Raw genomic sequence first — 14,495 nt, forward strand, 5'->3', positions numbered from 1 at the left:
CGGGTGAAGTCGGCTGCTAGCCAGGGGCCTTGGGCGTGAAACCGTCCGGGTCCTGCGCCAGCAGCCCGTGCACCCGGCCGACGAGGCTGCTGTCCTCGGACGGGCTCAGCCCCTCGCGCGCGGTGCGCAGCACGGCTTCCACCAGGTGCCAGCGCTCCTCCAGGCGGTCGTACGCGCCGGAGGGGATGGCCGAGGCGGCGTCGATGTCGCGCTTGCGGGCCGTGAGGTCGCGCAGCTCCTCGGCGGCGTCGGGGCGGCCGACGTCCTCGAACTGCTCCGGGCGTACGCCGACGACATGCGCCATCCGGGCCAGCGTCTCGTCACGGCCGCGGACGGGGACCGGTGTCCCGTCGACCGACTGGTAACCGCTGACGATCTGCCGCCACCGCGTGTCGCTCATGCCGGCTCGCCGCGAGGCCTCCCGCTGGGAAAGGCCGGACGCCGCGAGCGCGACCTTGATCAGCTCCCCCTCGGGCGGCGCGTCCGGGCGCTCAGTCATGCGGCGAGCTTCGCACAACTACGCATTATGCGTCCAGCGATACGGCGAAGAGGGGCGGGTATCGGCCGGTCTGGCCTGCGCATATGCGCGGCGCAACGTGCGCAGGTGTGCGTAGTTCCCGATAAATACTTGTGCTACGCGCTACTACGCGCTAGTTTTTGCCCATGTCGCACCGCACCCGGCCGAGCAGGCTCCATCAGGAGCCCGAGGCCGTCACCTGGGCGCGGGAGAAGTCCGGGCTGACCAAGCGGGCGCTCGCCGACCAGGTCGGCATCTCGGAGCAGCTCATGGGTGAGATCGAGTCGGGCTGGCGCAGTGCCACCCCCGCCAATCTCATCAAGATCGCCGATGCGCTGAACTGCCCGCTCGTCGTCCTGGAGCGCAAGCGCCACGCGGGCGCGGTCCGTACCGCCGCTCCTGAAGGCGCGGCCGAGTGAGGCCGGGGGGCGCACGCCGCGGCCGAATGAGGCCGGGGCGCGCACGTGAAGGAACGCTCGACGGGTGGATTGGCATATGCCAAAGTCGTGCGACTCGCGGCCCGCGGGGCCGGGGCGGCACATCATGAGATGAGTACGCGGAGGCCGCCGCCGCATCCCACGAAGACGGCCCCCGCCCAGCCGGATTACCGGTCGTTGACGTGCTGATGGATCCAGACGGCAATCTGGACGAGCCACCAGCCCATGCGTAATCGATCGGTAGTCCGCAGCCTCTTCGGCCTGCGGTGACGCGCCACTGCACTGCTCCTCTCTCCGGACACCGCCGAATGCGATGTACGGAGAGGGCACCAGCGTCCAGGCGCCCGGCTGACGGTCAGGTTACGCGGCCGTACTCTCCGTGTCCGGCGGTCGGTGAATTGCCCCGCTTGACCGTTTCTGCCGGTGCCGTCGCTTGTCTTCCGGTGCCATCACTTATTTTCCGGTGCTGCCGCTTGTCCTCCGGTGGTGCCGTCTGTCCTCCGGTGCTGCTGCTTGTCCTCGGTGGCGCCGCCCCCGTCTGCGTACGGCTTCGGGCGCGGCTCCGCGTAAGGCTCCGGGTACGACGCTGCCCGCCGTCCCCGGCCGGGTGCGGAACCGGGGGTGGCGGGCAGTGGGGCGATCCGGAAAGGGGAAGGGGCAGGTCAGACGGTGGCCCCGGCCTCGCTGTGGACCAGCAGGACCGACACGGGAGAGGACTTCGCGACGGCGCGGCTGACGCTCGGGTGCAGAAGCGCGGAGATGCCGCTGTAGTGGCCGGGGCCGACGGCGATGAGGTCGCTGCCGAGGGCTTCGGCGCGCTCGACGAGTATCGCGGCCAGGTCCTCGGTCAGGCCCTCGTCCACCTCGCCGTCGGCGGTGATGCCGTCCGCGCGCAGCCGCGCGAGCGCGTCGTCCACGACCTTGCGGCTCTCGGCGCTCTCCTCCACCGGCACCACTGTGCTGGTGATCCCCCCGGAGATCACCTGCGACGGCCGGATGTGGATGATCTGCACCGTCCCGCCGGTCAGCTTGGCGAGCGCCGACACCGCGTCGAGGACGGCACTGCCGTGGGCCGAACCGTCGACAGCGGCGAGGATCTTCTTGTACATGGGGTCAACTTCCTTGTCCGAAGGGGTCTCACGGGAGGTGCGGCCTCCGTACTCCCTCAGCCTCCGGCCGCCGGGCGCGCATTCCCGGAACGGTGGTGACCATGGCCACTTCGTGCGTTTCCGCTTTCCGTCGCCCGTCACCGTTGCCTCGCCGTGCGGGGAGCGCGAGGACTGACTAGCGTGGAGACGTACGTAAGTGACGTACGTCACATTCGTTGGGACGGAGTCGCGGGTCATGACTGATTTCCCGGAAGGCGCACCGTGCTGGGTGGACGCCATGTTCGTGGACCTGGAAGGGGCCAAGCGTTTCTACGCCGACGTGCTGGGCTGGACGTTCGGGGAGAGCGCGAGCGAATTCGGCGATTACGCGCAGGCGTTCTCGGACGGGGAGGCCGTCGCGGGCGTGGTCCCGCCGATGCCGGGAGAAGAGGGGAAGTCGGCCTGGAACCTGTACTTCGCCACCCCGGACGCGGCGGCGACTGCGGAGAAGGTGAAGGCGGCGGGCGGCGAACTGCTCATGGAGCCCATGCAGGTGGGTCGGCTCGGCACGATGGCGCTGGCCAAGGAGCCGACCGGCGCGGCCTTCGGGCTCTGGCAGCCGGATCAGCACAAGGGCTTCGCGAAGGTGGGCGAGCCGGGCGCCTTCTGCTGGGCCGAGTTCTTCACGCGCGAGCCCGACGTCACGGACGCCTTCCTGACGAAGGCGTTCACGTACTCCGCGCAGCAAATGACCGACGCCGGGGTGGACTTCAAGGTCTTCAAGGTCGGCGGCAGCCCGAATCCGGTGCTCGGCCGCATGACCATGGGTGACGAATTCCCGCCGGAGGTACCGGCGTACGTGAACGTCTACTTCGCGGTCGGCGACTGCGACGCCGCCGTACAGAAGGCCGTCGACCTCGGCGCCACCCTCCGCTTCGGCCCGATGGACAGCCCCTACGGCCGGTTCGCCGCCGTCACCGATCCGCAGGGCGCGAACTTCTCGGTCATCGACACCGCGCGGACGGTGGGGGAGATGCCGGAGTCGGCGCAGGCGTAGGGGTTTCGCCGCCGCTTGTCCGCCGGGCCAGGTCGGCGCGGGCGCGGGGCCGGACCGGTCCCGAGGGCGTACGGGCGGCAGGTCGGCGCGGGCGCGGGCCCGGGTTTCGGCGGGCGGCCACGTACGCTCGATGGGGGACGGGGCTGGGATCGGGAGGTGTGCGGTGCGGCGTACGTACCTGCTGTGGGCGACCGCGGCCGTCGGGCTCGTAGTGGACCAGACCACGAAGGCCGTCGCGGCGGTGGTGGTCGAGGGGCACGAGGCCAGCCACGCGTTCGGCGGCGCTGTGACCTTCACCGCCATCCGCAACTCCGGCGCGGCCGGTTCCTTCGCACCCCGCGCCACCCTCGTCTTCACCTTCCTCGCCCTCTGCGTCCTCGTCTTCATCGCCCGCGTCGCCCCCGCCGTCCGCTCCACCGGCTGGGCCCTCGGCCTCGGCTTCCTCTTCGCGGGCGCGGGCGGCAACCTCGCCGACCGGCTCTTCCGCACCCCCGCCTTCGGCCGCGGCGCCGTCCTCGACTTCATCCAGGTCGGCAACGGCGGCATCTTCAACCTCGCCGACCAGTGCGTCACGGCCGGCGCCCTCTTCGTCCTCGTCCAGGCCTTCCGCGGCGTTCCGATGCGCGCCGCCAAATCTCCTGGCGGAGAGCCGGACGCGATGGGCAGCGCGTAGCCCACTGGCGGGTCGCCGTCTTGACGCGCGTCCCGGGCTGGACGCGGGCCCGTCCTTCCACGGCCACGTGGTGCGGCCTCGCCTTGACGCGGCCCCGTCCTTCTGCGGCCTCTTGGCGCGGCCTCGCCTTTACGTGCCACGTATGTCCTGGTCAGGGAGCAGGGAGCAGGGGGTCAGGGAGTCAGGCGGCGCTGTCTCCGCGCGCCCCGGTGTGCCTCCGCCCGCGTGTCGCGGAGGCGGGGAATCGGACTGGCGTGCCATGGGTGAATATGCGCGGATCGGGATGTGCCGGAGGCCAAGTGCCAGGACTCTGTGAGGTGTTGATCCAATTGCGGTGACGGTGACGGCCGGGGGCACCTGTGACGGTGGAGCGAGACAGCGGCACTTCGGTCGTATGGGACACCGGAGTCCGCGTGGGCAGACAGCCGCGACGGGCCACGTCACTGACCCCGGCCCCGCGGCACGTCGCGTGTGTGATGGACGGGAACGGCCGCTGGGCGGAGAGCCGTTCGCTGCCGCGGACGGCGGGCCACCGCGCGGCGGAGACGACGGTGATCGACGTCATCGAGGCGGCGCGCGGAGCCGGGGTGGAGTGGCTGAGCCTGTACGCGTTCTCCACCGAGAACTGGAGCCGCCCGAGCAACGAGGTCGACTACCTGATGCGCCTGGTGCGCCGCGTCGTACGCAAACACGCGGCACTCCTGCACGCGCGCGGCATCCGCTGCCGCTTTCTCGGCGTCGCCGACCCGAGAATCCCGGCTCCGCTGGCCCGCGACTTCGCCGACCTGATGACACTCACCCGCACGAACCGCCGCATGACCCTGACCGTCGCGTTCGACCACGGCGGACGCGGCGACATCGTTGAGGCGGCCCGCTCCCTGATCCGCAGCGGGGTGTCCGCCGACGCCGTGGACGAGAGCCACTTCGCCGCACACCTGCCCTTCCCCGACACACCCGACGTCGACCTCGTGATCCGGACCTCCGGTGAACAGCGCATCTCCAACTTCATGCTCTGGCAAGTCGCTTACGCGGAATGGACCTTCCCCTCGGTGCTCTGGCCCGACTTCCGCGCGCCGCACTTCCTGGAGTGCCTGCACACGTACCAGCAACGCAAGCGCCGCTTCGGCGGCGTGCCGCCGCACGCGAACGGAGAGTCCCGCACGTGACGGAGACAGGCAGTAGCAGCAGCATCAACCGGCCTTCCAAGCGCGTGCGTTCGCGGGCGGCCGGGGCGGCCGGGGCGACCGGGGCGGCCGAGGCGGTCGGCACCGTGAAGCCGGACGCGGCGAAGCGGAAGGCGGTGAAGCCGCGGGCCGTGAAGCCGGACGTCGTCGAACCGCGGGCCGTCAAGCCGCGGGCCGTGAAGCCGAAGCCGGTGCAACCGGTGCAACCGGTGAAGCAGGTGAAGCCGGTGAAGCCGAGAGCGTCGAAGCCGGACGCCGTAGGACCCGACCCCGTAGCACCGGACGCCGTAGGACCCGGCGCCGTAGCACCGGACCCCGTAGCACCGGACCCGGCCAAGCCGCCCGCAGGGCCACCTCCGGCGGCGCCCGCCCCGCGGATCGAGTCCCTCTTCGGCCCCGACTCCCAGTTCCACCGCTTCTTCAACGACCCCCGCTGGGGCCTGGCGGTGATCAGGGCGACGGTCCTGGAGGCGGCGCACCCGCAGATCGGCGCGGCCCTGGCCGACAACTCCACCTTCGTCGCGCACCCGTGGCGGCGGCTGCGCAACACCCTCGTGAGCCTCCAGCGGATGTTCGGCGCGGACGACGCGGTACGGCAGCGGGAGGCGGCGCGCCTCAACCGCCTGCACGCGCGGCTCAACGGTGCGGACGCCCGGCACCGTCCGTACGACGCGATGGACCCCGAGGTCCGCGCGTGGGTGGTCGCGACGCTCTTCGAGAGTTCGGTCACGATGTGCCGGCTGAGCGGGCAGCCGCTCGACCAGACGACGATGGAGCAGCTCTACGCCGAATTCCAGGCGTTCCTCGGTGCCTTGGGGGACCCGGCAGGTCAACTGCCCGCCACACTTCCGGAGTTCTGGCAGTACTTCGACCGCATGGTCGAGGAGAAGCTGGAGAACACCGAGGCGCTGCGCATCATCCTCTACAAGCTCTTCGACCACCTCCCCGCGCCGCCCCTGCTGGACGGCCTGCCCACCGTCTGGGCGGCGGGCCGCGCGCTCGCCGGGCCCGTCATCGGGCAGATCACCGTCGCGTCCCTCCCCGAGCCCTTCCGCCGCCGGGCCGGTCTGCCCGAGATCCCCGGCGCCCAGACGCTGATGCAGGGCGCCTACATGGCCGCCGGCCTGGCCCGCTTCCTCCCCGAGGGCTGGATCAGGACCGAGACCCTCACCAACCTGATGGCCCTCACCTCCGACAGCGACGACCCCGCCTACGCCACGGTCACCGCCGTGCGCGACCGCATGAAGCAGGCGGGCGCCTTCATCCGCCTCGTCACGCCCTTCCCCGCCCAGCGCGAGTCCGCCGACGACGGCCCCACCGCCACCGGCGCCTCCGCCACGGGCGGATCGCGGCGCAGCGCCGACGAGTTCTTCAGCGAAGTCCTCGACCAGACCGGCGACGGCTTCCTCGACTGGCCCGATCTCGCCGCCATGGCCCGTGAGTTGTCCTCCCGCCTCGACCTCGACGAGCCCCAGGAGACCAAGCTCTACAACGCCTACGCCGACTGGTGGCGCGAGCTCCAGTCCGCCCTCGACACCGACGGCGACGGCCGCGTCAGCAGAGCCGAATACACCGCCGCCGCCCCCACCCTCGCGGGCCCCGCCCTCATCCGCGTCGCCGAAGTCCTCTTCGACGTCACCGACAAGGACGGCAACCAGACCATCGACGCCACCGAATACCGCGCCCTCTTCCGCACGGCCTTCACCCGCACCGTCCCGGCCACCGCCTCCACCTACACCCGCTCCGCCTTCATCACCGACTTCCTCACCTTCATGTCCGCCCGCCACCGCTCCACCCCCTACGACCCCCTCCTCGCCGACGCCTGACCCCGTTCCGGCCCCGGGGCTCATGGACTGTGGTATTCGTGGCCGGTCGACCTCAGAGGGGGCGGGGGAGCGGATGACCGATCAGTCGGTGTTCGTGCTGGGTGCGGATCTCCAGGCTCTTGAACCGGCCGGGTTCGAGAGCGAAGCCGAGTTCCAGGAGCTTCTCGCGCGGCATCCCAGGGTGCTCGACTTCGGTTCGCTGGCGGACGGTCAGCCGCTGCGGCTGGTGCTGGTCGCCCGGGAGATGGCCGTACCGACGAGCCCGGACGGTGGTTCGGCGTACTGGCTGGACCACCTCTTCGTCGACGCGGACGGTGTGCCGACGCTGGTGGAGGTCAAGCGCGCGAGCGATACGCGCATCCGGCGTGAGGTGGTGGGCCAGATGCTGGACTACGCAGCCAACGGCGCGCGTTACTGGCCCGCGGCACTGCTTCAGCGTTCCTTCGAGGAGACCTGCGCCGCCGACGGCCGGTCGCTGGAGGAGGCGTACGGGGAACTGCTCGGTGCCCGCGCGCCGGAGGACTTCTGGGCGACGGTCGAGGAACGGCTGGCCGCCGGGCAGATGCGTCTGCTGTTCGTCGCGGACCGGATCCCCCTGGAGTTGAGGGCGATCGTGGAATTCCTCAACCGTCAGATGCGGCAGACCGACGTGTACGCGGTCGAGTTGACCCAGTACCGGGGCAGCGGCGACGTCCGCGTCCTCGTGCCGCGCATCCACGGCGAGGTCGCCACCGCGGCCAAATCCCCCTCCGGTCGCCGTACCGCGCAGCGCACCACCCGCGCCGACATGGACGCGGCGATACGGACCCGCCTGTCCCCGGAGCCGGGTCTCATCGCGACCGCCGTGCTCGACCACGCTGCCACTCTCGGCCGATTGGTGAGCGGCACGGCCAGGTACCTCAGCATGTCCGGCTACTACCCGATCGGCGGTAAGCAGGTACCGATCTGGACCGTGTCGCTCTTCGACGACACCGGCAAGGCCGAACTCGCCTTCAACTTCACCTCGGTCACCCATCACCTGGGCCTGGAAGCGTCCGCCGCCTTCGCCGACTCGCTCTCGGCCGTCCCCGCGCTCACCGAGAAGCTGCGTGCGTTGCGCACCAAGAGCTACACCGGCTGGCCGACCGTCCCCCTCACTGCCCTCGCCGCCGAACCCGCCTCGACAGAGGCGATCATCAACGCGATCCAACACCTCATGGACGCCCACGAGCCGTCGGCCTGACCGCCCCCCCGGTCAGCCGGGGTCGACGCGGTAGACCCGGGGCGGAGTGGGGGGATGGGTGGGGGTGTCAGGATTTCAAATACGTTTCAATTGGATGGGGTTGATGCTTTGTGGTGGGGCTCTTGACCCTTCGGTGGGTGGCCGCTTAGGTTCGCGGCCACGGACTTGAAACGATTTTTTCGTGGGCGACGCGTGGGGTCGACGCATGGGGAGATCGTGCCGAAGCAGAGATGCAGAGGAGACCCCGGTGATCGTGCGTGCGGTGACGGCGGTGCTGAGCTTGGTGGTCGTGGGGGTGGCGCCCGCGCAGGCCGGTGGGGCCGGGCACGGCGGCGGGGGCGGCGGGGTGCGGGCCGGGGGGTTGACGGTGGAGCATCAGACCGAGCCGCTCGGGGTGGACGAGGCCAAGCCGCGGCTCGGGTGGACGCTGAGCGCGAGCGGCGACGCGCACGGCGCCAGGCAGACGGCGTACGAGATCGCGGTGTCGAGCACGCGCGACGGCCGCGCGGATGTGTGGGACAGCGGCGAGGTGCGCTCGGCGCAGTCCTTCGATGTCGAGTACGCGGGACGGCAACTGCGGTCGCAGAAGCGGTACTTCTGGCGCGTGCGGGTCTGGGACGGCGCGCACAAGGTGTCGCGGTGGAGCCAACCGGCCTCGTTCGAGACGGCGTTCCTCGATCCGTACCAGTTCAAGGGTGGTTGGATCGGCTCGCCGACGAAACCGGCGACCACGACGCTCACCGGCGCGGACTGGATCTGGTACCCGGAGGGCAAACCGGCCGATTCGGCGCCCGCGGCCACGCGGTACTTCCGCCGCACCGTCGACCTCCCCGCCAACGCCGCCGTCACGGCGGCCCCGTTCGAGCTGACGGCCGACGACAGCTTCGTCCTCTACGTCAACGGCAAGGAGATCGCGCGCTCGCCGCAGGTCAGCAACTCCTGGAGCACGGCCACCGTCACGGACATCGCGGCCGACCTGCGGCCCGGCCGTAACGTCATCGCGGTCCAGGCCGTCAACACCTTCCCCGGCCCGGCCGGGGTGATCGGCACGCTGCACATCGACGGCTCGGCGGGCGTCCCGCCCGACCTCGTCACCGACGCCGCCTGGAAGGCGAGCGACACCGCGCCGACCGGCTGGCAGCAGCCGGACTTCGACGACGCGGCCTGGCCCGCCGCCCTCGAAGCCGCGCATTACGGCGACGCGCCCTGGTACAGCTCGGTCAGCGTCCCGAGCCCGCCCGAGCCGCTGCTGCGCAAGGACTTCACCACCGGCGGCGCGAAGGGCAAGGCCCAGCGCCCCAAGAAGGTCGCGTCCGCCCGCGCCTACGTCGCCGGGCTCGGCTACTACAAGCTCTACCTCAACGGACAGCGCGTCGGCGACCACGAACTCGACCCGGCCTTCACCGTCTACGACAAGACGGTGCTGTACGCGACGTATGACGTCACCAAGTCCCTGCGCAGCGGCGGCAACACGCTCGGCGTGAGCCTCGGCCGCGGGTACTACGCGATGACGAACCCCGACGAGTGGAACGCCTCGCCCTGGCACAGCGAGCCGAAGCTGAAGCTCGAACTCGACATCACCTACACCGACGGCAGCACCCAACAGGTGACCAGCGACGGCAGTTGGCAGGCCGCCGACGGCCCGACGCGCACCGAATCCGTCCTGTACGGCGAGACGTACGACGCGCGGCTCGAACAACCCGGCTGGAACAAGCCGGGGTTCGACGCCACCGCCTGGAAGCCCGCGCTCCCCGTCACCGCCCCGGGCGGCACCCTCCGCGCGCAGGCGTTCCCGCCGATCAAGGTGACCGGCACCCTCCCGGTCAAGCAGGTCACCACGCCCAGGAGCGACGCGACGAGCACCGTCAAGGTGTACGACTTCGCCTCGCCCACGGCGGGTTGGGCGGACACCGCGCTGCGCGGCCCCGCCGGCTCCGTCGTCACGATCACGTACGGCGAGAAGCTGCTCGCCGACGGCACGGTCGACAACGCCGGGCTCCAGACGTACACGTACACGCTCAAGGGCGCTCCGGGCGGCGAGAGTTACCGCCCCAGCTACAGCTACGACGGCTTCCGCTACGTACAGGTCGCCGCGCCCGCGGGCGTCACCGTCACCTCCGTCAAGGGCGAGCGGGTGCACACGGCGGTCACCGCCACCGGCGACTTCAGCAGTTCGAGCGACCTGCTCAACCGCTTCCAGGACGCCCAGGCGAACACGACGCTGAACAACCTGCACTCGATCCCGACCGACACCCCGATGTACGAGAAGCGGCCGTACGACGCGGACGCGCACCTCACCGCCGACTCCGCCATCGCCAACTTCGACATGGAGAACTTCTACGAGAACTGGATGCGCGCCCACCGCGACGACCAGAACGCGGACGGCACGCTCGGCCACACCGTGCCTGGCACCGTCGGCGCCAAGGGCGTGAACGACCCGGTCTGGTCGGCGAGTTTCGTGCTGATCAACTGGGATCTGTACTGGTACTACGGCGACATCCGGCCGCTGGCGGACAACTACGCCGCGATGAAGCTGTGGCTCGACCACTACGAGCAGACCATCGCGAAGACGGGCAACGTCTACACCGGTTTCAGCTACGGCGACTGGGTCGCGCCCGGCGCCGCGTTCCCACCGGAGGGCACCCGGCTCTCGGGCACCGCGTACATCCACCAGACGGCCACCATGATGGCCAGGATCGCCCGCGCCCTCGGACACGGCGCCGACGCCGCGCACTTCGACGCCTTCGCGACGACGACGGCGAACGCCATCAACGCGAACTTCTACGACGCCAAGGCGAAGGCGTACTACGACAACAAGGACGCGGGCTACCGGCAGACGTCCAACCTGCTGCCGCTCAGCCTCGGCATCGTCCCCGCGTCCGAGCGCGCGGCCGTCGTCGCCAACCTCACGAACGGCATCAGGACCCGTGGCCGCCACCTCAACACCGGTGCGCTCGGCACCAAGTTGATCCTCCCCGTCCTCACCGACACCGGCAACGGCGACCTCGCCTACGACGTCGCCACCAACCCCACCTACCCCGGCTGGGGTTACTGGTTCCAGGGCCTCGGCGCCACGACCATGTGGGAGGAGTGGCAGGACACGTCACGCTCCCACGACCACGCCTTCCTCGGCACGGTCGACGACTGGCTCTACCAGCGCGTCGCGGGCATCGAGCCCGCCGCGCCCGGCTACACCCGGATCACGATCCGGCCCCACCCGGTCGGCGACCTCACCGAAGCCTCCGCCCACATCGAGTCCCCGCTCGGCCGCGTGGCCTCCTCCTGGACCTTCGGCCACGGCCGCTTCACGCTCCGCGCGACCGTCCCCGTGGGCGCCTCGGCCCAGATCCTGGTCCCGGCCCGCACCCGCGCCGCCGTCCACGCCCCCTCCGACGCCCGGTTCACCGGCCTGAAGGACGGCTACGCCGCCTACGAGGTCGGGTCCGGCGACTACGTCTTCCGCGTCGCCGGCTGACGGCGGAGCGGCGGGGCGGCGCGACGGCGGGGCGGCGCGACGGCGGGGCGGCGCGACGGCGGAGCGGCCCGGCGGCACCGGCTTGCCGCCGAGGCGGCGATATCCGGCCACGGCGGCAGGGGCCGGTGAGGGGGCCGCGCGAGGTGGTTCCCGTGGGGAAAGTGGGGCCAGGGCCGGGGGCGGGAGAAATGGATTTCCCGTGCGTGGCGGGGCGCCGCCCTACATGTGTATGCGGCATGGCGCATGCCAAAACACCGTCCCGCGGAATCTGTCGACCGTGTGACGGGCGGGGTGGATGTTTTGGCTGAGGCCGGTTGGGGCCCGTTGGGGCCGGGCTGAGGGGAAAGGGAATTCGGCGGGCAGAAATTCACCGACGGGCAAATTCCGACCGCATATTCCGTCCGGCAGGGCCGGTGGAGCCGGGGGTGCCGGGGGTGCCGGTGGACCCGGCGGTGCCGTTGGACCCGACGCGGCGGATGGAGCGGATGGAGCGGATGGAGCAGGTGGAACGGATGGAGCGGGTGGAGCCGGTGGGGCTCAGACCTCCAGGCCGTTCTCGACCTGCTTGAGCACGTGCCGCGCCAGGGCGAGGTTGGCCCGGCTCCGGTCGAGCGCGAGGTAGAGGAAGAGCGAGCCGGTGCTGCTGCCGAGCAGGCGGATCAGGTGGTACTGGGTGCCCAGCGTGATCAGGATGTCCTCGATCGTGTCGTCGATGGCGAGCATCGACAGCGTGCGGACCTTGGCGCGTACGACCTCGGTGTTGCCCGCCGCCGCCACCTCCAGGTCCAGGCCCCGGCCGCCGCCGAGCGTGCCGAGCGCCATGCCGCTCTCGTAGTCGACGAGCGCGACCCCGATGGCGCCTTCGACGGACATCGCTTCTTTGAGTGCCGACTCAATGTTCACGGGAATTCCCTTGGTTGTGCAGGTCCATGGGTGTCGCGGACCGTACGGGCGAGGATCGGCGTGAGCGGAAAACAGCTATGCGCGATCACAGGTGAAAGAGTTCGGCGTTAAAGTACTCTGCCAGGTGTTCGAAAGTGAAGGGGTGCCTGTGGACGCGCTGGAGTCGGTACTCGGCGAAGTCCTTTCCGCTGCCGGGACGTCAGGGACTGCTGGGACCTCGGGTGCGTCCGGGACGTCCGGTGCGGCCCTGGTCGACGCGGTGACCGGTCTCACATACGCCGAGAGCGGGGACTGCGCGGTGGCCGGAAACGGACCTGAAGTCTGCCGTCTGCTGAGCCTCATCGAGGACGGGCTGCACGAGGCGGGAGCGGAGGGCGAGTTGGAGAGCGTGGTGGTGACCGGGCGGCGGACGTACCACGTCGTGCGGGTCGTGGCCCGGCAGGGCGACCCGGTGCTGATCTCCACGGTGCTCGACCGCGCCAACACCAATCTGGCGCTGGCCGCCCGGCACATCGCCACGGCCGCCGAGGGCCTGTTCGCATGACGGCTGACAGCGGGACCGAGCCCGACGACGTGTCCGAGCCTGAGTCCGTGTCCGTGTCCGAGCCCAAGTCCGAGCCCTGGGCAGCGTCCGAGCGGGAGATTCCGTCCGACGCCCCGGCCCCCGCGCGCTCCGACACCCCGGCCATCGACCACCCCGACGCCGAGCCCGAGTCCGTGTCCGAGCCCGATCCCTCGCCCGACTCCGACTCCGACTCCGACCCCGAGCTGCGCGTGCCCCGGAACGTCCCCGCTCTCCTCGCCCAGCTCCGCCAGGAGCGCTTCACCGGAGCCGTCACCGTCGAAGGCGGCCCCGGCGGCACCCTCTTCCTCCGCGAAGGACTGGTCGGCGCCGTCGAGACACCCGCCGCCCCCTCCGCCCGGTCGCTGCTGCTGAAGTCCGGGCGGATCGACGAGCGGGAGTGGGAGGCCGCGCTGGCCGCGCTCCCCGAAAACGGCGAACTGGGCGCGGTGTTGACCGCGCGCGGATCGGTGACGGCGGCGGAGCTGTTCGTCGTCTGCACCGCCGCGCTCTTCGACGGCGCCTTCGCGATGGCCCTGCAACCGGTGACCGGCTGGCGCACCGACCCGGAACGCGGCCCAGGACACGGTCCCGCACGCGGCCCCGAACTGGCCGCCTGGCCCGGCCAGGAACCCGCCCGCCTGACTGAGGAGACGGCGCTGCGGCTGCGGACGCTGCGCGAAATGCTGCCGTCCGTAGGGGAGTTCGCGCGCGGTGCGGTCCGCGCGGAGGCCAGGTCCGACGCGGACCGTATCGGCGAGCGCGGCCGTACGCTGCTGCTCGCCGCCAACGGCCGCCGCACACCGCGTGATCTCGCGTTCGCGCTGGGGCGCGGGGTGTACCCGGTGATGCTCGACCTGGCCAGGATCGCGACCCGCAGGGCCGCCGCGCGCGACGACGACCCGCTCGCGCCGCGCCCGCTGCTGACCGCGCGGGCCGCCGACCGGCAGTCACCGCCGCCGCCAGGCGCCGACGACAGGCCGCTTCCGCGCCGCCAGCCCGGCGGCCAACTGCCGTCCACACGAACGCCGTCGGAGCGCAAGCCGCCCGGTCACCCCCATCACTCGTCACCGAACCACCCGTCACAGAACAACCTGTTGCCGTGAGCGGGACAGCGACCGGCCTGCCCGAGGAGAGTGCACCATGACCAGTGCCGCCCCTTACGAAGCGCTCGTCGCTTCGCTCAAGTCCCTGCGTGAACGCGTGATGGGCGTCAACGAAACGGTGATCTCCACCTCGGACGGGCTGCTCGTGGCCGCCGACACCGCGACCGTGCAGCCCGAGTCGGTGGCGGCGCTCGCCGCCGCGAGCCTCGGCGTCGGCCGCCGCACGGCGGCGGAGGTCGGTCTCGGCGGGCTGCGCGACGTCGTCGTCCGCTGCAACGGCGGTTACATCGTCGTCCTGTCCGTAGGCGAGCACGCCCTGTTGGTGATCCTCGCCGACGAGGGACTCGACCTGCCGGGCCTCCACCGCGAGTCCCCGGCGACGGTCGACCACCTCGTCTCCCTCCTCAGCGCCGCCTGACGCCTTCGGCCCGGACGACATCCCGGC

At 71.1% G+C, this 14,495-nt stretch carries 13 protein-coding genes; 10 read left to right on the forward strand and 3 right to left on the reverse strand.

What is annotated here, in order from left to right; translation table 11 throughout:
- Positions 1 to 16 precede the first annotated feature (16 nt).
- Complete coding sequence (locus ACFY9V_RS03450) at positions 17 to 499, reverse strand: helix-turn-helix transcriptional regulator (protein WP_355336479.1); 483 nt, start codon at positions 497 to 499, stop codon at positions 17 to 19.
- A 164-nt stretch (positions 500 to 663) separates the two neighbouring features.
- On the opposite strand from ACFY9V_RS03450, the gene ACFY9V_RS03455 reads away from it, so the two are divergent.
- The gene (locus ACFY9V_RS03455; RefSeq protein ID WP_355336478.1) at positions 664 to 936 is read left to right on the forward strand and encodes a helix-turn-helix transcriptional regulator; all 273 of its coding nucleotides are present in this window, start codon (positions 664 to 666) and stop codon (positions 934 to 936) included.
- Positions 937 to 1,616: 680 nt separating this feature from the next.
- Here ACFY9V_RS03455 and ACFY9V_RS03460 read toward each other — a convergent pair.
- A complete protein-coding gene (locus ACFY9V_RS03460) occupies positions 1,617 to 2,063 on the reverse strand; it encodes a universal stress protein (protein ID WP_391159083.1) in 447 nt (148 codons plus the stop codon).
- A gap of 235 nt (positions 2,064 to 2,298) precedes the next feature.
- Here ACFY9V_RS03460 and ACFY9V_RS03465 point away from each other — a divergent pair, with 235 nt between their 5' ends.
- The 6 genes from ACFY9V_RS03465 to ACFY9V_RS03490 all read left to right on the forward strand — a co-directional run bounded on the left by ACFY9V_RS03465 (position 2,299) and on the right by ACFY9V_RS03490 (position 11,479).
- A complete protein-coding gene (locus tag ACFY9V_RS03465) occupies positions 2,299 to 3,099 on the forward strand; it encodes a VOC family protein (RefSeq protein ID WP_391159085.1) in 801 nt (266 codons plus the stop codon).
- 163 nt (positions 3,100 to 3,262) lie between these two features.
- Positions 3,263 to 3,772 carry a signal peptidase II gene (locus ACFY9V_RS03470; protein ID WP_391159088.1) on the forward strand — a complete coding sequence of 170 codons (510 nt, stop codon included), beginning with the start codon at positions 3,263 to 3,265 and terminating at the stop codon, positions 3,770 to 3,772.
- A 443-nt stretch (positions 3,773 to 4,215) separates the two neighbouring features.
- Positions 4,216 to 4,938 carry a polyprenyl diphosphate synthase gene (gene uppS, locus ACFY9V_RS03475; RefSeq protein WP_391043522.1) on the forward strand — a complete coding sequence of 241 codons (723 nt, stop codon included), beginning with the start codon at positions 4,216 to 4,218 and terminating at the stop codon, positions 4,936 to 4,938.
- Positions 4,939 to 5,333: 395 nt separating this feature from the next.
- Entirely contained in the window at positions 5,334 to 6,782 is a 1,449-nt protein-coding gene (locus ACFY9V_RS03480) for an oxygenase MpaB family protein (RefSeq protein WP_391159576.1), read from the forward strand.
- Positions 6,783 to 6,855: 73 nt separating this feature from the next.
- On the forward strand, positions 6,856 to 8,004 hold the full coding sequence (locus ACFY9V_RS03485) for a hypothetical protein (protein WP_391159091.1): 1,149 nt from the start codon (positions 6,856 to 6,858) through the stop codon (positions 8,002 to 8,004).
- A gap of 247 nt (positions 8,005 to 8,251) precedes the next feature.
- Positions 8,252 to 11,479: a family 78 glycoside hydrolase catalytic domain gene (locus ACFY9V_RS03490; protein WP_391159093.1), complete on the forward strand. Its 3,228-nt coding sequence runs from the start codon at positions 8,252 to 8,254 to the stop codon at positions 11,477 to 11,479.
- A gap of 537 nt (positions 11,480 to 12,016) precedes the next feature.
- Here ACFY9V_RS03490 and ACFY9V_RS03495 read toward each other — a convergent pair.
- Positions 12,017 to 12,382, reverse strand: a complete 366-nt coding sequence (locus tag ACFY9V_RS03495; protein WP_355336472.1) for a hypothetical protein — start codon at positions 12,380 to 12,382, stop codon at positions 12,017 to 12,019.
- 259 nt (positions 12,383 to 12,641) lie between these two features.
- On the opposite strand from ACFY9V_RS03495, the gene ACFY9V_RS03500 reads away from it, so the two are divergent.
- The 3 genes from ACFY9V_RS03500 to ACFY9V_RS03510 are packed head-to-tail and all read left to right on the forward strand — an operon-like array spanning position 12,642 to position 14,468.
- Positions 12,642 to 12,926 (forward strand): hypothetical protein, encoded by a 285-nt coding sequence (locus tag ACFY9V_RS03500; protein ID WP_391159095.1) that lies wholly within the window; start codon positions 12,642 to 12,644, stop codon positions 12,924 to 12,926.
- A gap of 47 nt (positions 12,927 to 12,973) precedes the next feature.
- Positions 12,974 to 14,050, forward strand: coding sequence for a hypothetical protein (locus ACFY9V_RS03505; RefSeq protein WP_391159097.1), 1,077 nt, complete (start codon positions 12,974 to 12,976; stop codon positions 14,048 to 14,050).
- Between the two features lie 37 nt (positions 14,051 to 14,087).
- On the forward strand, positions 14,088 to 14,468 hold the full coding sequence (locus ACFY9V_RS03510) for a roadblock/LC7 domain-containing protein (RefSeq protein WP_355336469.1): 381 nt from the start codon (positions 14,088 to 14,090) through the stop codon (positions 14,466 to 14,468).
- The last annotated feature ends 27 nt before the right edge of the window (positions 14,469 to 14,495 follow it).

Source organism: Streptomyces sp. NPDC008317 (assembly GCF_042955955.1).
GTDB lineage: Bacteria > Actinomycetota > Actinomycetes > Streptomycetales > Streptomycetaceae > Actinacidiphila.